Below are 16,440 nucleotides of genomic sequence, written 5' to 3'. Positions count from 1 at the left end.
GCGTGACATTCCATCAAGTTCGACCCGTAGCCTTGCGGTTCTGGCATATGCCGCAGGGCTGTGTGTAGTGTGCATATTCGAACGGGTGTTCACACGAACGGGTGAATGACCAGGTCGGCATCCGTTTGTTAGACATGGTGTTGACCGGGCAAACCAGCCGTGCCGGACCGTTCACACAGTGGTCCCCCCCTCTGTACGGTCCGGCACTCCGGGCGCCCCTGCCCTCCCGCCAGTGGGAGCGCAGGGGCGCCCGGTTCGTCTGCTGACCTGCAGCAACGCCATGATCATTTAGGGGATATTTAGGAGACCAACTCCCGTAGTGAGTGTGTAGTCAGCCCGTAGTGAGTGTGTAGTCAGAGTGAGTGCGACCGCACGACGAAGGCCCCGGCCCCCATCTGACCTGGGGAAACCGGGGCCTTTGCCCTGATCAACAGTGTGCCCCCGGCAGGATTCGAACCTGCGACACCCGCTTTAGGAGAGGGATTCTCTAGCCGCTGGTCTTCCCTGATGGCACCTGCCGGGGGAGTACCGGTCAAGATCATTTAGGAGAGATTTAGGAGATCAACTCCGTGGGATGCTTCATCAGGTCCACGCGGCCCCACAGCGTGCGCAGCCCCACGTTCGCCATCGCCTTCCAGAATACGGACTCCAGCCCGTCCAGCCGTTCCGCGCGCATCGCCGGAGTCGGCCGCTGATAGTGCCGCTTGATGCCGGGCCGCCGGTGACCGGCCGCCTCGAACGCCAGCGGCTCCTTCACACCGATCTCCGACTGCATCGTGTCGTGCAGCGCCCGCAACGCCCGCATGTCCAAGCCCGGCAGGATCGGCTCCCACGCCGCCCGGTACGCGACGCCCTGCCGCTTCGACCGCTCCTCACGCCCGTCGCACGCCGGCCGGAAAGACCGTGACCAGTTCCCCCGGCGCCAGGGCGTCCCGCTCGGCGTGCTGAACGGCCGCTCGTGCGGCCAGTCCTGACGGTGGTTCCGCAGCAGCACGGCCAGGAACGGCGGCACGTCCACGTCGCGCGTCGAGCCGTCGTTCTTCGTCGGCTCCAGCTTCAGGACGTACCCCTTCTTACGGCCCCGCTCGTCGCGCTCCTGGTACTCCGCATACTCCTCGACCACCCGCAGGATCGGGCACACGAACTCGCCCGCGCCCCACGGCTGGCGCCGCATCAGCAGCACGTTGTCCCGATGCAGTCCGAGGCCCTCGCCCCAGCGCAGGCCCGTGAACGCCGTCGCCAGCACGTGCACGCCGATGGCCGGCCCGAGGCGCTCCGCGACGAGCACGGCATCCTCCGGGCGGGCCCCGCCATCCCGGCGGACCTTCGGTGGCTTCGTCCAGGCCGCCTCACCCGACGTGTCGCGGGTGCGGCGTCGGCCGAACAACGGGTTCACTGTGATGTACCCGGCGTCCACAGCCGCCGTCATGATGGTGGACATCAGCGACACGCAGTGCCCGCGGGTAACGTCCTCCACCGTCATGCTCTGCTGCCAGGAGTCGACGTCGAACCACGAAATGGCGCCCAGCGGCACGTCTTTCCACCTGGGCAGGATGTGGTTGTCCAGCCGGTCCCACCGGGTCCCGACCGTGCGCCCCCGCTTACGGCGGGCCGCCATGAACGCCTCGGCGAACTCGCCGAACGTCGTGGCCCGCTTGTCGGGGTCAATCCATGTGCCGGCCTTGATGAGGCGCTCCTGCTCGTCGCCCCACTCCTCGGCCAACTTCTTGGTGGCGAAACCAGGTTCGGACCCCCAGGTGCCGTCCGGTTTCTTGTACCTCGAGCGCCACGTGAACTGCTTGGTCTGCTTGCCGTTCCGGACCTTGTACACCTTCTCTGCGAAGGCCATTGCCCCGCTCCCTCCCCCTTCAGATCGCCGTGCGGCTGGTCCGCCGCGCAGGCCTGCGCTGCCAGTTCGCTGATTCCTTGGACTGGGCGCGGGTGAGCGCCCGGGCCGCTCGCTCGGTGATGAGCGAAGCCCGGACGGTGTAGTGGATGAAGTCGGGCCGGTCCTCGACGATCAGCGGAATGTCGTGCTCGATGCGTTGTCGTCGATCCATAGTGAAGGGAATCTGGCGCCCGCGGGGGCTTCCCGGGGAACGCGGCTCCCAACGCTGCATCTGCTCGGCGAGCGCGTCCTCGAACGCTTTCCGGCCTTCCTCCGTGACGTCGTCTTCGTGGACCCAGACGACGAGCCCGGAGGGCTGATCACCTATGTGCGGCGTGAAGTAGTTCCCACTGCGTCGCACCACTCGCGCAAACATGTAATGCCCCGATCCGCCGAGTGGTCCCCCCCTCCCGGTGACGGTACGTGCATGCAACCACACTTTGCGCGGTAGCACACTAGGGCAGCACTGTTTTCTTAGGGCTCTGCAACCTCATCAGTCTCAGAAGCAATGCTCTGGAGGTACCGGCGGGCCTTGCGGTAGCGCGCCGCGACCCGTGCCATCTCTTCCCGCGTCGCGCCCTTGCGGCTCTGCAGGACGACGATGATGTGCCCGTCGTCCTCGTCCGGGCCGAGGTTGATGACGTTCGACTCCAGCGTCTCGCCGGCCTGCAGCTCCATCTCCACTGCGGGCGAGAGGCCGAGCGCGGCCGGGGCGGACGGCTCCGCGGTGGCCGGCGGCTCGTCGGGCGGGCGGACCGTGCCGCCTTCCATGACGCGCTCGGCGGCGCCCTCGGGCCAGCCGAGCAGGCGCGCGTAGTCGCGGATGTTCGCGTTGACCCGCTGGAAGCGGCCTGCCTCGATGTTCTGGATCGTGGTCCGGCTGACGCCCAGGTGCTCCGCTACCTGGGGCTGGGTGAGCCGGGGGCGCCGGCCTTCGCGGGCAGCCTGCAGCTCAGTTCCCAGTCGCTTCGTTGCCTCATCCATAAGTCTCCATCATGCCCCATCAGGTTGCATGCGCGTAGCCAAGTTTCGGCGCTTTGACCTGCGCGTTGTTGAGCCTTTTACGTCTCACGAGTTGCATACCGCCCCTATCGGCTGCCACTGGCATAGGCCAGAAGCACAGAATCTGTGCCCAGAGTGTAGGCAGGCTGCTTGCGTCCGTAGCCAAGGTGTGCTCAGAATGTAGGCGTGAAGCCAAGAGGACCACTCATCCGGGACATCCGACGTGCACGGAAAATGAGCCTGCCTGAGCTTGAAGCGCAGACCGGCTTGAACAGGGGCTACCTCTCCCGCCTTGAGCGTGAGCAGATCCAGGACACCGGAACTGAGCAGGTCCGCAAGGTCGCCACCGCCCTCCGGGTCGACGAGGACCTGATCGCCGAAGAGGAGAAGAAGCCGTGACCGTGAAGGCCACGAAGATCGTCCGCCGCATCGCGGACCCCAGCACCGACGAGGCCGAGTTCCGCCGGTGGACGCCCGAAGAGGTCGTCGCCCGGCAGCTCCTGCCGTACCGGAGCGTCCGCGTCCTGAAGGAGCGCTGCTACCGCCGCGAGGTGCACCACCACCGCGACGGCGGCCGCATCACCTTCACCGCCGAGGACCTGCGCCGCCAGAACGAGCGGCACGCGGTCAAGCCGTTCGCGCGGACCGCCTGAACCCCTGAACGCGCCGAAGGGCCGCTCACAGCTTCCCGGCCCGAGCGACCCCACGACCGGCGCCCCTACACAGCAGAGAAAGCAGAGGTCACCGTGACCGCAATCATCCCAGACCACCCCCTGCCGCGTCGAAGCGAGTCCGGCATGGCCACCCGCAGCGTGAACGCCGCCGCCGGCGTCATCCTCGCCCTCGACTCCGCCCGCCTCCTCAACTCGCCCCAGCAGGCCGCCGAGCACGAGCAGCTGCGGAACGACATCACCGGCGCCTGCCTTGCTCGGTGGGAGGAAGAGCAGGACAACGCGCGGCTGCGGTTGGCGCTCGCGTCGGCACAGCGCGGCCGCCAGGAGCTGCGGGCCCGCGTCGCCGAGCTGGAAGAGCTGCTCGTCGCCAAGGACCGGCCCGTCGACGAAGACCCGATCGCCCACGCGCTCACCGACAAGGCCACGGCCCTCGAGGAGAACGTCGAGCCGCAGGTGCGGCGCCTGCGCGCCCTCCTCGCCGGACAGCGCGAGGACGCCGCCGCCGAGGCCGACGGCATCACCCGCCGCATCGCCCCCACGCAGGCCCTGCGCGAAGAGACGAGGGCCGCCCAGTGATCGCGCTCCCCGTCACCCTTGCCGCGCTCGCCCTGTACGTCCTCGGCTCGATCGCCGTGGTTCGGGGGTGCGAGCGATGAGCGCCCTCGACGACATCCGCCGCGCCCTGTCCGACGCCTACGGCACCGGTGTTGCGCTGCACGACCTGACCGCAGACGACCTGATCCGCTCGGCCGTGGCCGAGTTCGAGATGGACGCGGAGGCGTACCCCGGCGAGCTGGCCATGTACCGGCAGCTCGTCCGCACCCTCCGCACCGTGGTTCGCGTCGACGACGCGGACATGGACGAGGTCCGGCGCTTGCTGCACCACCACGCGAGCGACGACGACGTGGCCCGCGAGGAAGCGAAAGGGCTCACCGAGCGGCAGGCCCGACTCCTCGACGCCATCCGCACCCACGGCGGCGCCTGGAACACCCACCGCGTCCTCAGCCTCTACGCGCTGACCGACCCCGGCGTAGTGCAGCGCGGCACCGCCCGCCACGACCTCACCGCCCTGCAGCGAGCCGGACACCTCGTGCTGGTCGACGACCCCGACAACCGCCACTACGCCCTCAACACCCGTGGGGGCGGCGCCCGGTGAACGTCGAACGCGGCAGCGACCACCTGCACACCGCCAAGGCAGACACCACCCGCGAGGAGCGCGCCGCCGCATCCCGCGCGGTCCTCAAGGCCGCCCGCGACCGCGGCGACCTCCGGCTCCTCCTCGACGCCCTCGGCCTCAACAACCAGACCAGCAAGGAAGCCTCATGAAGTGCAACGAGCCATACCCGCAGGGCTCCTACGAGGAGTGCCGCCTGGACCTCGGGCACACCGGCGACCACGAGTACTTCGACAAGAAGTGGTCGCGGCCCGAGCCGGCCGACCCCGACCCGGCCGTTGAGGCGCTGCTCGACCAAGCCGCCCGCGAGGCCCGCGTGTGGGGAGTCGGGGAGCGGAAGTTCCCGGTCGTCATCGAGCGGACGCTGACCTACGTCCTCTGGGTCGACGCCGACTGCGAGGACAACGCCCTGCTGAACGCGGCCGACGACTCGTGGGAGACCGACCTCAGCAAGGAGACGCCGACCAACGGCTCCGACGAGGTACGCAGGCTCGACGAGTTCGAACGGCAAGACGCCTTCGAGAGCGAGATGGGCCGCGAGTTCGGCCCGCAGATTCAGTGCCCGGGCTGCCGCCGCCTGTCCTTCCGTCGCGAGTGGTTCCACGACCCGTACCGCAAGTGTCACGGCCCGATCGCCTGGCGCCAGCCCTTCAAGTCAGTCCTCCCCTGGCGCGAGCACAACGCCACCCCGGTGTACGGCGGCGCCCGGACGGCGGTGGTGGCGTAACCATGGCCAGCACCAGCGGCAGCGACGAGGTCGGCGAGATGCTCGCCGAGCGCATCGCCGGCCTCATCGTCGACACCGCCCACAACGCCCCCCGGTCGCTCCAGAAGCGGCTCGGGCCCAGCGAGGTCGGCGACCCGTGCGAGCGGCGCCTGACGTACAAGCTGCTCGACTGGCCGCGCGCGGCCGCCGCGAGCGACCCGGCCGCGAGCATCATCGGCACCGGATTCCACACCTGGATGGAAGAAGCCTTCGAGCGGCGCCAGACAGCGCTCCCGGACGGCCGGCCCCGCTACAAGATCGAAGAGCGGGTCACCGTCCACGCCTCCCCGATCGAGGCCGCCGTCATCGCGGGCAGCACCGACCTGTTCGACCGCGCCACCGGCACCGTCTGGGACTGGAAGCTCGTCGGCCACAGCACGCAGGACGACTACCGGCGCAAAGGGCCCGGCCCTCAGTACCGCATCCAGGCCCACCTGTACGGGCTCGGCCAGGAGAACGCGGGCGAGACCGTGAACCGGGTCGCGATCTGCTTCGTCGCCCGCTACCACGAACTCCGCGTCCACGTCTGGACCGAGCCGTACAACCGGCAGGTCGCCCTCGACGGGCTCGCCCGCCTCGACCACATCAAGCAGCGCATCGCCAGCTCGGAAGCCGCTCTCAGCGACTACGGCCCCGACTGGTGGTCCCAGATCCCCACCGACGAACTGGCGAAGTGCCGGTTCTGCGAGTGGTTCAAGCCCGGCAGCACCGACCCCAGCGTCGGCTGCCCCGGCATCCAGCAGTCGGCCGCGCCGCGGCACGGCTTCGAATCCCTCATCGCATAAGCGAAGGAGCATCAGCATGGACGCGAACAGCTTCCTCATGGGCGGCGGCGGAGCACCCACCGCCAAGTTCCCCACCCCCGGCACCACCGTCGGCGGCCGCATCACCGAACAGCCCAAGGTCGAACAGCAGCGGGACATCCAGACCGGCGAGAAGAAGTTCTGGAACAACGGCGACCCGATGATGCAGCTCGTCGTCACCGTCCAGACCGACCAGCGCGACCACGCCCTGGAGGACGACGACGGCAAGCGCCGCATCTTCGTCAAGGGCCAGATGAAGAACGCCGTCGCCGACGCCGTCCGCGCCGCCGGCGCCCGCGGCCTCGAGGTCGGCGGCACCCTCGCCGTCACCTACACCCACGACGGCGAGCAGAAGCAGCGCGGCTTCTCCGCACCGAAGCAGTACACGGCGCGCTACATCCCCGCCGCCCAGTCCGAGCTGAACGCCCCGGCCGCCCAGGCCGCGCCCGCGCAGTACGCCGCCCCGGCCGCCGCCCCGCAGTACCAGGCCCCGCCGCCCGCGGTCCCGGCTGGCGTGAACGCCGTCACCGGCGAGATCGGCCCCGGCTACGCCGCCCCGCAGCAGGGCAACGAGCCCCCCTTCTAAGCCCGCCCAGCCACCGCCCGCCGCCGCTGACCAGCCGCGACGGCGGGCGGCCCAACCAGCAGAAGGAGATCGGCCGTGACCGATCAGCCATACACCGACGACGACCTGCGGGTCGAAGCCGCAGCCCAGCACGCCACGCTCACCGAGGACCCCGAGTTCATGTGCGTCGGCGAGCAGATGGACGACGACATCGTCGCCTCCACTGAGCACGAGGACGGCGGCAAGACGTGGAGCGAGCTGCTCCCGTTCGAGGCCGACAGCGGCGAGGCGTACAACACCGTCCAGCGGAAGATCCACGCCCTGATCAACGGCGCGGCCGACGTCTCGAAGTGGGCCGTCGACCTCGGCGCCGACGGCCTCGAGCCCGAGGACCACACGCTCACCGTCGACGGCGACGACACGCCCCTCGTCCGCCTGCACTGCGCCTTCAGCCCCGACATCGACGACCGGGCCCGCATTGCCTTCATGACCCGCCTGGCCAGCGTCATGGCCAACGCCCTCTGATCCGCCTGCCTATCAGCCCGTGAGGAACACCGCATGCAGACCGCACCGCCCATCGGCAGCGAGACCGCCCGCCACGTCCTGTGGCACTACGGCCGCCCCGGCGGCTTCCGGCCCGGCCGCTTCACCGAGCTGCTCATGCAGACCATCGACGCCGCCGACCTCCAGCACACCGCCCGCCTCCGCGCCGCCTACCCCGAACTCGTCGACGCCATGAACCTCGCCGCCAACCAGGCCGACGGCACCGCCCACCTCACCGCCATCGCCAACGACACCGCCAGCAAGGAGGCGTGACCCATGGGCATGTACCACTCCACCTACTTCGCCTACGGCGTCCACGTTCCGCTTCCGGACGGCGTCCACCCGTGGGCCGAGAACGACCGCATTGAGGCCGAACTCAAGTCGCTCAAGGACCGGTGCCCCGAGGTCGGATACCTGTCCGCAGGCAACTACGACGCCGACGAGCTGTTCCTCACCACCCAGTGCGACGAAGTCGAGCTCGGCACGTACAAGCACGTCACGCCCGAGACCGTTACGCCCGAGCAGCTCGCCGACTGGAATCACCAACTCGCCGCCGCGGTCGACGCCCTCGGTTACGGCACGCTCCCCGATCTCGCTGGGCCTGGCTGGCTCTGCGTCCCCGACCTGAGCTGACCGCCTTCCCCCGAGCCCGCCCGCCGTCCTTCCCCGCCCGCGGCGGGCGGGCCCCGCCCAACCAACCCGAGGAGCACACCCGTTGAGCACGACCACGGTCCGCGACACGCCACTCGACGGCGCCCTGTGGCTCATCCGCCACGGCTTCGCCGTCTTCCCCGTGGACCACCCGGGCCTGCTCCATTGCATCGGCATCGGCCAGGGCCACGACCCCGCCACCTGCACCCAGCGCGGCAAGCACCCCGCCGTCGCCTTCACCCGCAGCCACACCCTCGACGAACACCAGGCCCGCGCCCAGTTCGGCACCCAGCTCCGCAACGTCGGCGTCGCCGTCGGCGCCTGCACCGGCCCCGACGGCGAGCAGCTCCTCGTCATCGACTCCGACCGGCCCGGCGCCATCGAAGACGCGGCCGCCGCGCTCGGCCACCGGCACACGCCGACGATGCGCGTGCACACCGCGCAGGGCCACCACGACTACTACTGGGCGCCCGCCAGCATGAAGCTCGGCAACAGCCTCGGCACGCTCAAGGGCCGCTTCGACGGCGACGTCCGCGCCGGCAACGCCTACGTCATCGGCCCCGGCTCCGTCCACGCCACCGGCGTCGTCTACGAATTGGAAGACGCCGACCGGCCGCCGGTTGCCGCGCCCACCTGGCTCCTCACCGCCCTCACCACCAAGCCCGCACCCGCCCCGGTCGCGGCCGGCCCCGCCCCGGCGCTGCAGCTGCCGCCCGCGCAGCTCGACGCCTACACCCGCCGCGCCGTCCAGGACGAGTGCGACGCCATCGCCCGCGCCGCCGACGGCGACCAGAACAACCAGATCAACACCAGCGCCTTCAACATCGGCACCCTCGTCGGCGCCGGAGCCCTCACCGAGGCCGAGGCCCGGCAGGCGCTGCTTGCCGCGGCCCGCGCGGGCGGCCATCCCGACGATCGTGCCATGCCCACCATCAACTCGGGGCTCACCGCTGGCATGGCCCACCCGCGCACCCCCTGGCCGCCCGCCGCGCGCGACCGCAACGCCTTCGCCGGACTCCTCCCCCCGCAGTCCGCCCCCGCCCCGCAGACGGCCACCAGCGGCTGGACCGAGCCCACCGAGGAGCCCGCCCCCACCCCAGTGCCGATGCCCGCCCGCGAATGGGACGACCTCGGCAACGCCGAACGCGTCATCGACCGCCACGGCAGCGAAATCCGATGGCTCGCCGACATCGAACGCTGGGCCTACTACGACAAAGGCCGCTGGAACCTCAAGGCCGCCAACACCGGCGTGTGGACCCGCGTCGTCGACACCATCAACCAGCTCGAGGACGAAGCCCCCAACTACAGCGACGAGCCCGTCACCGACGACAAGGGCAAGGAAACCGCCAGCCAGCACGAACAGTTCCTCGCCTGGGCCCGCAAGCAGCGCATGCGGCCCAAGCTCGCCGCCGCCCGCGAAGTCCTCCAGGCCTACCCCGCCGTCCACACCACCATGGACGCCTTCGACAAGCCCGAGATGCTCCTCAACGTCGCCAACGGCATCGTCGACCTCACCACCGGCGACCTCCGCGCCCACGACCGCGGCCTCTACCTCATGCAGCAGTCCCCGATCTGCTACGACCCGAACGCCACCTGCCCCATGTGGGACAAGTTCCTCGACGGCGTCATGCCCGACCTCGAGCGCCGCGCCTACCTCGCCCGCGTCGTCGGCTACAGCGTCACCGCCTGCACCGGCGAGCAGGTCATGTTCATCCACCACGGCGAGGGCCAGAACGGCAAAGGCGTATTCATGCGCGTCGTCATGGGCCTCCTCGGCGAGTACGCCCAGGCCGTGCCCGCCTCCACCCTGATGGCCAAGCACGGCGACGGCGGCATCCCCAACGACATCGCCCGCATGGTCGGCAAACGGCTCCTGTCGACGTCCGAGACCGGCCGCAACGCGGAAGGCCGCGGCAAGCCCCTCGACGAGGAACTCGTCAAGCGGCTCACCGGCGAAGACCCCGTGTCCGCCCGGTTCCTGAACGCCGAGTTCTTCGAGTTCAAGCCCGTCGGGAAGATCCACCTGGCGACCAACCACCTGCCCGACGTGTCCGGCAGCCACAGCATGGCCCGCCGCCTCCAGGACATCGGCTGGGACGTCATCGTCCCGCCGGCCAAGCGGATCCAGGGCCTCGCCGAGAAGATCCTCGCCCGCGAAGCGGCAGGCGTCCTCAACTGGGCCATCCGCGGCTGCCTCGACTGGCAGAAGCAAGGCCTGGCCGTCCCCGAGTCCGTCACCGCCAAGACCCGCGAGCACATCGCCCAGTCCAACCCGCTCGCCACATGGCTGGAAGAGGAGACCGACGACGTCGCCGACGCCGTCACCGAGAACGGCCATCTGTACGGCAGCTACAAGACGTGGGCCGAGAAGGCCGGGATCCGGCACCCCATGTCGATGAAGGCGTTCACCGTCCGCCTGCAGGAGCAGGGCTACGCCCAGTCCAAGGACTCCAGGACCCGCCGCGCCGTGACGCTCGGTCTCGCCATGGCCTTGCTCGGAGGTGCCCGATGACCGGCCGTGCGAAGGGGTCTGCGAAGGGGTGCGAAGGGGTTGCGAAGGGGTTTGCGAAGGGGTCTGCGAAGGCTTTGACCTGCAAGTCGAAGGGGTCGAAGGGGTTTTTCTACGCCCACGCACATAAGGAGAAGGAAAACCAGCAGTGCCTCTATGCAAGGGGAGCAGCGCAAAACCCCTTCGACCCCTTCGCACCGCAGGTCAACCCCTTCGCGCACCCCTTCGCACATGCCTTCGCAACCCCTTCGCACCCCTTCGGCGGCGCCTGATGGCCAGCCTGCCCGCGCACCTCGTCGCCGCCCGCGCTGAGGCCTCCGCCCAACGCCCCCGGCACCAGCCGTGCCCCCGCTGCCAAGCGGACACGATCGTCGCCCGCACCGCGGACCGCGTCGCCGCCGTCGACGTCCGCGCCGACCCGCACCCCGTCGACCCGGCCACTGCGCCGGCCGGACGGCTCCTGTGGTGCCTCGTCCAGCACAAGCACCTCCCGGCGCGCATCCGCTGGCGCGACCGCTGGCACGCCACCGCCTGCACCCATCAAGTCCTCGCCGACCACGAATGCCGACCCCGACCCGTCCAGGAGACCCTGCTGTGAGCCAGTCCTTCACCATCGAACTTCCCGCCGGGCTGCCGCTGCTGAACGCGAACCGGCGCACCCACCACCACGTCCGCGCCGAGCGCACCCGCACGATCCGCGCGGCTGCCATCGAGGCCGTGGCCGGGCACCGCCCGCTGGTGGAGGCGCTCGCCGCGGCCAAACCCAACGCGCTGTTCGAGCGGGCCCGCATCGTCGGCTACTACCGCCCGGCCCGCGCCGGCCGCGCCGACCCCGCGAACTGGTACCCCTCGTTCAAGGCCGCCGTCGACGGCCTGGTCGACGCCGGGCTCCTGGACGACGACGACCACACCCGCCTCGTCGGCCCGGACATGCGCCTGGGCAGCAAGACTGCGGGCGGGCAACTCGTCCTCGTCATCAGCGACGCCACCGGCTGGACGGACATCAGGGAATGCCAGACGCCCGCCTACGCCGAGGGGCCGTGCCACTGCACGCACTGCGACCCCAGGTCGCGCGGTCTGGTCGCCGAGGACGGTGCCGCGTGAGCGAGCAGCCCACCCTCGTGTCCGGCATCCCGGCCGGCCTCACCGTCCGCGGCCTGGACCGCGACGACACCCCGGTCGCGGACTGGCTGTGCGGCTGCGGCCACCACCAGCGCGCCACCGGCCGTCGCGACGTTCTCGCCCTGACCGCCCGCGTCACCGTCGGCCACTGCCCCCACGGAGCCGCCGCGTGATCCCCGACGCCGTGCGCGCCGTCATCGCCTCCGTCATGCAAGAACACCCCGCAGCCAGCCCCGACCTGTTGTCCCGCCTCGTCGTCGCCGAACTCAAGGCGCTCGGCTGGCACATCACCGCCGGCCGCCCCGCCACCGCCTCAAGGAGCAACTGATGTCCAGCGCCGAACTCTTCGCCGACGCCATCGACACCGCAGTTGCGCTCGGCTGGGCTCTCCTCGCCTGGGTCGCCGTCTTCGCCGCGGCCGGCACCCTCGCCCTCCTCGGCACGATTGCCGTCCTCACGGCCGCCGCACGCGCCCTGTGGCGGCGCACTGTCCGCCCGTCCTGGGCGCGCAGCAGGCGCGCAGCCGCTCACGACTACCGGGAAGCCGCGTGATCGCCTACGCGCTCGCGTTCGGCCTCGTCGCAGGCCCGTTCATCAGCGCCGCCCTGCTTGGCCTCCACCGGGCAGGGCGCGCGATCCGCCGCCACACCCGAAAGAGGCACCCGTGACCTACCTCCTCGCCGCCCTCTTGGCCCTTGCCGCCGGCTGGTGCTGGGGCCACCGAACGGCCCGCATCCGGTACGTGCCCGTCGGCGCCGCCGCCCGCGACGACGACGCCGCGTTCATCGCCAACGAGCGCGCCCGCTTCGACGCGATCGTGGCCGGCCTGGACATCCCCGACGACCCGCGGAGCGCACGATGACCGAGCCCACCGACCCGCTGAACCTTCTCCGCGTCCTCGCCGACCGAGCCGCCCGCGGCGTCCTCAGCGAGGCCGAGGGCGTGGCACTGCGCCGCCGTGTCGAGCAGATCATCAACGGCCGCGCCACGTGGAAGGCCAAGGCCGAGGAGATCGAACGTGATCGCGACCGGATCGCCGCCGAGCTGGCTGCTGAGCGGCGCCGGACCGGGCAACGACGCGCGGCGACCCAGCAGGCGGAGGCCGCCATCGAGCGCGTGCGGCAGATGACCGACGCGTGGGAGCAGCGGCTGCCGGACACGATCCGCACCGCTACCGCTGTCGAGGCGATTCGGACCGCCCTCCCGGAGCCGAAGGAGCAGAGCACCCCGTGAACGACTGCGGACTGTGCGAGCGGCAGCTGGAGCACGGCTACCTGTGCGACGGCTGCACTCGCGCCACCACCCAGCGCCTGGAGCGCATGCCGCGGCTCTGGGCCGCGCTGGAGGCGTTCCTCGCCCCCGGCAGCAGCGGCAGCCCCCAGTACGGGCGCACCCGGCCTTGCGAGGCGCCGCTGCCCGCTCGCGAGGACGTGCTCAGCCTCCGCGCGGCCGGCGGTATCGCCGGAGTCCTCGAGGACTGGCGGGCCGCCATGCAAGCCGACCGCGGCTGGGGCACCCCCGCCGTCCCCGCCGACATTGGCCGCCGCGTCACCGTGGCCGCCCGCGCCCTCACCATCAACATGGACTGGATCGCGAGCAGCTGGCCGTTGGCCGGGGAGATGGCGGTCGAGGTGCGCGGCCTGGAGGGCGACGTGCTTACGATCGTCGACCCGGAGGACCCGGAGGAGCGCAAGCGCCAGCACGGCACACGCATTGGACTGTGTGTCGCCGCCTTCCCCGACGGCCAGGTGTGCGGGGCCGTCCTGCGCTCCTACCCCGGGGAGGCGACGCTGACGTGCCGCTGGTGCGGCACCGAGTACCAGCCGAAGGATTACTTGCTGCTGAAGCAGCTCCAGCCGAGCGAGGCCGCGTGAGCAGTACGCAATGGGGGGTTGCGCATAACGGGGGATGCGATACCCTTGGGGAGGTGAAGACGCCCCCATGGCGGGACCGGATCCGCACGGAGGACGAGTTGCTGGAACAGCTCGAAGCCCAAGCGGAACAGGCCCGCAGACGACGAGCGGAAGCCCTGAAGGAAGGGGCTGGCGAACTCGGCAGCGTCTACGCCCTGGCGAAACAGCTGAACCTCAGCTGGACCGCCGTAGCGAAGGCGATCAAGAAGTACACAACCGAATAGACAGCGAGGGCCGGACAGCAGCTCTCCACGGTGCTGGAACACCGAGGAGGCGCGCGCGCCGCCCGACCCTCTACCGAACATCCTGATCAGAGCAGGAGTCGGCATGCCCGATCATTTCGCGCGCCCCGTCGGGGCCGCAAGTTCCCCCACGCCCCGGCGGCTGGTCGCCGGAGGCTTCATCCGTCGCACGGCCGCCAACGCCCGCCTCGCCGAACTGCACCGGCTGTGCCGCGCCGACTACGAGAGCAACGCCGCCCGCCGCGTCCAGAACCACCGCGACGACGCGTTCCTCATCGCACGGGGCACCGAGCGAGGTGGTGCGCGATGAGCACCAAGCCCACCCCCGACGAGGTGCGCGACCTGCGCGCGCTCCTCACCGCCGTCCTCGACGCGATCACCCTCCCGTGCGACGCCCCCGGCTACGAGGCCCGCCTCGTCGAGCGTGCCGGCTGGGCTCTCACCGTGCGCAAGGCCCTCGACGAGGACCCCGCAGACCTCGGCTGGAACGTCGACTACCTCCGCCAAAAGCTCGCCCAGGAGGAGACCAAGGCGGCCAAGCGCCACGCCGAGCGAGGTGGCGCGCGATGAGCACTCCGATCGACGACGCCACCCGCGCCACCGTGCGCCAGCTCGCCGACAAGGGCATGAGCCACCGCGCCATCGGGCGCCAGCTCGGCATCCACCACAGCACCGTGGCGCGCGCCCTCCGCGCCACGGACGAGCCGGACGCGCCAGCCGCCGAGCCGGGCACCGAGCCGGACGAGCCGCGCCACGAGCCACAGGACGCGCCACCCCACGAGCCGGACGAGCCGGACGCCGCGCCACCCCCGCCGACCAGCGGCGCACCCCGCGCGCCACGGCTCATCCACGACCTGCCCGCGTGGCTCGTCCAGGACCTGAACATCCTCGTTGACCCGTTCACGGGCCGCCTGCCCGAGCCGGTGGCGCGCGCCATCCACACCGCCGCTGAGCAGCGGCGCGCCACCTGGCGCGCCAACGCCGTACGGCGCGCGAGCCACCCGAGCCACGACACCGCCACGGCGCAGTAGGCGGCGCGCCATGTGGCTCGCCGCGCTCGCCGCGTTCTTCGTCCTCGCCACCGGTGGCGCCCTCGTCGGCCTCGCCCTCGTCGACCGGCGCACCATCCCGCCCATTACCGGGACGTGCGCGCTCATCCTCACCCTCGTCGCGCTCGCCGTGACCGTCCTCCACTGAAGGACCCCGCTGTGCCGTACATGGCCATCAACCTCGGCGGCGTCGCCCTCGGCGTCGGCATCATCATCCTGTTCGTCATGCGCTGGGTCATGCGCGAGAAGCGCAGGCTCGGAGCCCTGATCCCCTTCGTCCTGTCCGTGCTGTACGGGATGCTCGCCGCCCTCGCAGCGCTCGGCTCCGTCTCCGCCCTCGGCGGTGTCACCTGGGTCGCCCTGTGGGCGGGCAACGTGGCCGGCTACGCCGCGCTGGTGTGGGGGATCGGCGGCAACGCCCCGGACGTCACCCGCGCGAATCAGCTGGTCCTCACCGACGGCGGGTACGTCGTCGTCTTCCTGATCACGCTCGTCCTTCTCGGCCTACTCAAGTGGGGCCCCCGCCAGGCCAACGCGAAGATCGTCCTCGGCTGCCTTGCCGGAGTCCTGATCGCCCTGTCCGGCAACGTCGCCGGGGTGGCCGCGATCCCGCTGGGGTCGAGCGCCAACCTCCTCGGCAGCGGCTTCACCGGGGTGTTCGGATGAGCACCACGGACACCGAGCAGCCGCTCGTCGAGGCCGAGGCCGGCGGGATGAGCGAGCGCACCGCCCGCCTGGTCCTCGTCGCAGTCCTGCTGCTCGCCATGTGGGGAGTGGTCGCCGCCGTCCCCGAGACCGCCTACGTCGTCGTCGGCGTACTGCTGTGCCTCGCCTGGCAGCGCGCCACCCGGTGGTTCGCCCGCCGCCGCCAGGACGACGAGGACGAGCCCGCGGCCGAGGAAGCCCCGGACGTCGCCGCCGCGCTGCGGACGCTGTCCGGCGACGGCCGGCACGTCCTCCTCACCGAGCTGCAGAAGGCGGTCGGCGCGCCCGACACGAAGGCCGTGCGCACCCTGCTGAAGGCCGCCGGCATCCGCGTCAGGTCGGGCGTGCGCACACCCGCAGGGAACGGGCCGGGCATCCACCAGGACGACATACCGGCCCCCTCCCCGGCCGAGAGCGACGCCCACTCAGACGCGTGTTGTTGCAGGTCAGGCAACAACACCAACGCCAACAACGCGCCCGAGGACCCCTCTCAGAAGGGGTTGCGTGTAGAGCCCATCGGCCTTGCGGGAGCCGTCGTACGCGACCCCGCAGACGCCGCCCGCCGCCACCAGGTCGGCGGCCACTAGACCCCGGGGCGGCCGCTCGCTGCCAGGCATCCCGGCCGCCCCGGTCCCATCCCAACGAAGAGACAGGAACGCCATCATGGCACTCGGATTCCCCAAGCCCATCCGCCAGGACGACCCCCGCCTGAAGGGGCACGAGACGACCTACCAGGCCTCCCGCGGCGGAACCGAACAGCAGGGGGAACTGGTTCTCGACGACGCCGCTCACGCGCGCGATGGTGATCCCGGCGGACACCATGCCGACGACGGT

General features: G+C 70.9%; 30 protein-coding genes. 27 read left to right on the top strand and 3 right to left on the bottom strand.

Annotated elements, in window-relative coordinates:
• Window positions 1–553: 553 nt before the first annotated feature.
• From ACWGO0_RS33755 to ACWGO0_RS33745, 3 genes are all read right to left on the bottom strand, one after another.
• Entirely contained in the window at window positions 554–1,849 is a 1,296-nt protein-coding gene (locus ACWGO0_RS33755; protein WP_375852355.1) for a hypothetical protein, read from the bottom strand.
• 19 nt (window positions 1,850–1,868) lie between these two features.
• Entirely contained in the window at window positions 1,869–2,252 is a 384-nt protein-coding gene (locus tag ACWGO0_RS33750; RefSeq protein WP_365435084.1) for a hypothetical protein, read from the bottom strand.
• A gap of 110 nt (window positions 2,253–2,362) precedes the next feature.
• Window positions 2,363–2,872 carry a helix-turn-helix domain-containing protein gene (locus ACWGO0_RS33745; protein WP_375852353.1) on the bottom strand — a complete coding sequence of 170 codons (510 nt, stop codon included), beginning with the start codon at window positions 2,870–2,872 and terminating at the stop codon, window positions 2,363–2,365.
• A gap of 204 nt (window positions 2,873–3,076) precedes the next feature.
• Here ACWGO0_RS33745 and ACWGO0_RS33740 point away from each other — a divergent pair, with 204 nt between their 5' ends.
• The 27 genes from ACWGO0_RS33740 to ACWGO0_RS33610 all read left to right on the top strand — a co-directional run bounded on the left by ACWGO0_RS33740 (window position 3,077) and on the right by ACWGO0_RS33610 (window position 16,193).
• Window positions 3,077–3,289: a helix-turn-helix domain-containing protein gene (locus ACWGO0_RS33740; RefSeq protein ID WP_375852363.1), complete on the top strand. Its 213-nt coding sequence runs from the start codon at window positions 3,077–3,079 to the stop codon at window positions 3,287–3,289.
• Window positions 3,286–3,543 (top strand): hypothetical protein, encoded by a 258-nt coding sequence (locus tag ACWGO0_RS33735; protein ID WP_375852362.1) that lies wholly within the window; start codon window positions 3,286–3,288, stop codon window positions 3,541–3,543. The genes ACWGO0_RS33740 and ACWGO0_RS33735 overlap by 4 nt, the downstream gene beginning before the upstream one ends.
• A 144-nt stretch (window positions 3,544–3,687) precedes the next feature.
• Window positions 3,688–4,140, top strand: coding sequence for a hypothetical protein (locus ACWGO0_RS33730; RefSeq protein ID WP_375852361.1), 453 nt, complete (start codon window positions 3,688–3,690; stop codon window positions 4,138–4,140).
• A 76-nt stretch (window positions 4,141–4,216) separates the two neighbouring features.
• Complete coding sequence (locus ACWGO0_RS33725) at window positions 4,217–4,720, top strand: hypothetical protein (RefSeq protein WP_375852360.1); 504 nt, start codon at window positions 4,217–4,219, stop codon at window positions 4,718–4,720.
• Complete coding sequence (locus ACWGO0_RS33720) at window positions 4,717–4,890, top strand: hypothetical protein (protein ID WP_376041029.1); 174 nt, start codon at window positions 4,717–4,719, stop codon at window positions 4,888–4,890. The genes ACWGO0_RS33725 and ACWGO0_RS33720 overlap by 4 nt, the downstream gene beginning before the upstream one ends.
• Window positions 4,887–5,465, top strand: a complete 579-nt coding sequence (locus ACWGO0_RS33715) for a hypothetical protein (RefSeq protein WP_376041026.1) — start codon at window positions 4,887–4,889, stop codon at window positions 5,463–5,465. The genes ACWGO0_RS33720 and ACWGO0_RS33715 overlap by 4 nt, the downstream gene beginning before the upstream one ends.
• A gap of 2 nt (window positions 5,466–5,467) precedes the next feature.
• Entirely contained in the window at window positions 5,468–6,289 is an 822-nt protein-coding gene (locus ACWGO0_RS33710; protein WP_376041024.1) for a hypothetical protein, read from the top strand.
• 16 nt (window positions 6,290–6,305) lie between these two features.
• Window positions 6,306–6,893: a hypothetical protein gene (locus ACWGO0_RS33705; RefSeq protein ID WP_365438121.1), complete on the top strand. Its 588-nt coding sequence runs from the start codon at window positions 6,306–6,308 to the stop codon at window positions 6,891–6,893.
• 75 nt (window positions 6,894–6,968) lie between these two features.
• Window positions 6,969–7,397, top strand: coding sequence for a hypothetical protein (locus tag ACWGO0_RS33700; RefSeq protein ID WP_375852345.1), 429 nt, complete (start codon window positions 6,969–6,971; stop codon window positions 7,395–7,397).
• A 33-nt stretch (window positions 7,398–7,430) separates the two neighbouring features.
• Complete coding sequence (locus tag ACWGO0_RS33695) at window positions 7,431–7,688, top strand: hypothetical protein (RefSeq protein ID WP_375852346.1); 258 nt, start codon at window positions 7,431–7,433, stop codon at window positions 7,686–7,688.
• Between the two features lie 3 nt (window positions 7,689–7,691).
• A complete protein-coding gene (locus tag ACWGO0_RS33690) occupies window positions 7,692–8,048 on the top strand; it encodes a hypothetical protein (protein WP_375852347.1) in 357 nt (118 codons plus the stop codon).
• An 82-nt stretch (window positions 8,049–8,130) separates the two neighbouring features.
• Window positions 8,131–10,578, top strand: a complete 2,448-nt coding sequence (locus tag ACWGO0_RS33685) for a phage/plasmid primase, P4 family (protein WP_376125421.1) — start codon at window positions 8,131–8,133, stop codon at window positions 10,576–10,578.
• Between the two features lie 268 nt (window positions 10,579–10,846).
• Complete coding sequence (locus ACWGO0_RS33680) at window positions 10,847–11,173, top strand: hypothetical protein (RefSeq protein WP_375852313.1); 327 nt, start codon at window positions 10,847–10,849, stop codon at window positions 11,171–11,173.
• Window positions 11,170–11,679 carry a hypothetical protein gene (locus ACWGO0_RS33675; RefSeq protein WP_375852314.1) on the top strand — a complete coding sequence of 170 codons (510 nt, stop codon included), beginning with the start codon at window positions 11,170–11,172 and terminating at the stop codon, window positions 11,677–11,679. The genes ACWGO0_RS33680 and ACWGO0_RS33675 overlap by 4 nt, the downstream gene beginning before the upstream one ends.
• Complete coding sequence (locus ACWGO0_RS33670; protein WP_375852315.1) at window positions 11,676–11,870, top strand: hypothetical protein; 195 nt, start codon at window positions 11,676–11,678, stop codon at window positions 11,868–11,870. Before ACWGO0_RS33675 ends, ACWGO0_RS33670 begins: the two co-directional genes overlap by 4 nt.
• Window positions 11,867–12,025, top strand: coding sequence for a hypothetical protein (locus tag ACWGO0_RS33665; RefSeq protein WP_375852316.1), 159 nt, complete (start codon window positions 11,867–11,869; stop codon window positions 12,023–12,025). The genes ACWGO0_RS33670 and ACWGO0_RS33665 overlap by 4 nt, the downstream gene beginning before the upstream one ends.
• On the top strand, window positions 12,025–12,249 hold the full coding sequence (locus ACWGO0_RS33660; protein ID WP_375852317.1) for a hypothetical protein: 225 nt from the start codon (window positions 12,025–12,027) through the stop codon (window positions 12,247–12,249). Before ACWGO0_RS33665 ends, ACWGO0_RS33660 begins: the two co-directional genes overlap by 1 nt.
• Before the next feature lie 112 nt (window positions 12,250–12,361).
• Entirely contained in the window at window positions 12,362–12,559 is a 198-nt protein-coding gene (locus tag ACWGO0_RS33655) for a hypothetical protein (protein WP_375852318.1), read from the top strand.
• Complete coding sequence (locus tag ACWGO0_RS33650; RefSeq protein WP_375852319.1) at window positions 12,556–12,930, top strand: hypothetical protein; 375 nt, start codon at window positions 12,556–12,558, stop codon at window positions 12,928–12,930. The genes ACWGO0_RS33655 and ACWGO0_RS33650 overlap by 4 nt, the downstream gene beginning before the upstream one ends.
• The gene (locus ACWGO0_RS33645) at window positions 12,927–13,571 is read left to right on the top strand and encodes a hypothetical protein (RefSeq protein WP_376041134.1); all 645 of its coding nucleotides are present in this window, start codon (window positions 12,927–12,929) and stop codon (window positions 13,569–13,571) included. Before ACWGO0_RS33650 ends, ACWGO0_RS33645 begins: the two co-directional genes overlap by 4 nt.
• A gap of 53 nt (window positions 13,572–13,624) precedes the next feature.
• Entirely contained in the window at window positions 13,625–13,834 is a 210-nt protein-coding gene (locus ACWGO0_RS33640; RefSeq protein WP_376041136.1) for a hypothetical protein, read from the top strand.
• 103 nt (window positions 13,835–13,937) lie between these two features.
• Window positions 13,938–14,162: a hypothetical protein gene (locus ACWGO0_RS33635; protein ID WP_375852322.1), complete on the top strand. Its 225-nt coding sequence runs from the start codon at window positions 13,938–13,940 to the stop codon at window positions 14,160–14,162.
• The gene (locus tag ACWGO0_RS33630) at window positions 14,159–14,422 is read left to right on the top strand and encodes a hypothetical protein (RefSeq protein WP_375852323.1); all 264 of its coding nucleotides are present in this window, start codon (window positions 14,159–14,161) and stop codon (window positions 14,420–14,422) included. The genes ACWGO0_RS33635 and ACWGO0_RS33630 overlap by 4 nt, the downstream gene beginning before the upstream one ends.
• Entirely contained in the window at window positions 14,419–14,883 is a 465-nt protein-coding gene (locus ACWGO0_RS33625; RefSeq protein WP_376041138.1) for a helix-turn-helix domain-containing protein, read from the top strand. The genes ACWGO0_RS33630 and ACWGO0_RS33625 overlap by 4 nt, the downstream gene beginning before the upstream one ends.
• Window positions 14,884–14,893: 10 nt before the next feature.
• Complete coding sequence (locus tag ACWGO0_RS33620; RefSeq protein WP_365437379.1) at window positions 14,894–15,049, top strand: hypothetical protein; 156 nt, start codon at window positions 14,894–14,896, stop codon at window positions 15,047–15,049.
• A gap of 11 nt (window positions 15,050–15,060) precedes the next feature.
• The gene (locus tag ACWGO0_RS33615) at window positions 15,061–15,567 is read left to right on the top strand and encodes a hypothetical protein (protein WP_365437376.1); all 507 of its coding nucleotides are present in this window, start codon (window positions 15,061–15,063) and stop codon (window positions 15,565–15,567) included.
• On the top strand, window positions 15,564–16,193 hold the full coding sequence (locus ACWGO0_RS33610) for a hypothetical protein (protein WP_365437374.1): 630 nt from the start codon (window positions 15,564–15,566) through the stop codon (window positions 16,191–16,193). The genes ACWGO0_RS33615 and ACWGO0_RS33610 overlap by 4 nt, the downstream gene beginning before the upstream one ends.
• The last annotated feature ends 247 nt before the right edge of the window (window positions 16,194–16,440 follow it).

It is taken from the genome of Streptomyces sp. NPDC055749, from assembly GCF_053617235.1.
This window is presented reverse-complemented; position numbering and strand designations above follow the sequence as displayed.

What these genes read in the sequence shown, in the direction of transcription:
- ACWGO0_RS33755 (WP_375852355.1), bottom strand. Translation starts at nt 1,849, where the DNA reads ATGGCCTTCGCAGAGAAGGTGTACAAGGTCCGGAACGGCAAGCAGACC.
- ACWGO0_RS33745 (WP_375852353.1), bottom strand. Translation starts at nt 2,872, where the DNA reads ATGGATGAGGCAACGAAGCGACTGGGAACTGAGCTGCAGGCTGCCCGC.
- ACWGO0_RS33730 (WP_375852361.1), top strand. Translation starts at nt 3,688, where the DNA reads ATGGCCACCCGCAGCGTGAACGCCGCCGCCGGCGTCATCCTCGCCCTC.
- ACWGO0_RS33725 (WP_375852360.1), top strand. Translation starts at nt 4,217, where the DNA reads ATGAGCGCCCTCGACGACATCCGCCGCGCCCTGTCCGACGCCTACGGC.
- ACWGO0_RS33715 (WP_376041026.1), top strand. Translation starts at nt 4,887, where the DNA reads ATGAAGTGCAACGAGCCATACCCGCAGGGCTCCTACGAGGAGTGCCGC.
- ACWGO0_RS33710 (WP_376041024.1), top strand. Translation starts at nt 5,468, where the DNA reads ATGGCCAGCACCAGCGGCAGCGACGAGGTCGGCGAGATGCTCGCCGAG.
- ACWGO0_RS33705 (WP_365438121.1), top strand. Translation starts at nt 6,306, where the DNA reads ATGGACGCGAACAGCTTCCTCATGGGCGGCGGCGGAGCACCCACCGCC.
- ACWGO0_RS33695 (WP_375852346.1), top strand. Translation starts at nt 7,431, where the DNA reads ATGCAGACCGCACCGCCCATCGGCAGCGAGACCGCCCGCCACGTCCTG.
- ACWGO0_RS33690 (WP_375852347.1), top strand. Translation starts at nt 7,692, where the DNA reads ATGGGCATGTACCACTCCACCTACTTCGCCTACGGCGTCCACGTTCCG.
- ACWGO0_RS33680 (WP_375852313.1), top strand. Translation starts at nt 10,847, where the DNA reads ATGGCCAGCCTGCCCGCGCACCTCGTCGCCGCCCGCGCTGAGGCCTCC.
- ACWGO0_RS33660 (WP_375852317.1), top strand. Translation starts at nt 12,025, where the DNA reads ATGTCCAGCGCCGAACTCTTCGCCGACGCCATCGACACCGCAGTTGCG.
- ACWGO0_RS33650 (WP_375852319.1), top strand. Translation starts at nt 12,556, where the DNA reads ATGACCGAGCCCACCGACCCGCTGAACCTTCTCCGCGTCCTCGCCGAC.
- ACWGO0_RS33635 (WP_375852322.1), top strand. Translation starts at nt 13,938, where the DNA reads ATGCCCGATCATTTCGCGCGCCCCGTCGGGGCCGCAAGTTCCCCCACG.
- ACWGO0_RS33630 (WP_375852323.1), top strand. Translation starts at nt 14,159, where the DNA reads ATGAGCACCAAGCCCACCCCCGACGAGGTGCGCGACCTGCGCGCGCTC.
- ACWGO0_RS33625 (WP_376041138.1), top strand. Translation starts at nt 14,419, where the DNA reads ATGAGCACTCCGATCGACGACGCCACCCGCGCCACCGTGCGCCAGCTC.
- ACWGO0_RS33620 (WP_365437379.1), top strand. Translation starts at nt 14,894, where the DNA reads ATGTGGCTCGCCGCGCTCGCCGCGTTCTTCGTCCTCGCCACCGGTGGC.
- ACWGO0_RS33610 (WP_365437374.1), top strand. Translation starts at nt 15,564, where the DNA reads ATGAGCACCACGGACACCGAGCAGCCGCTCGTCGAGGCCGAGGCCGGC.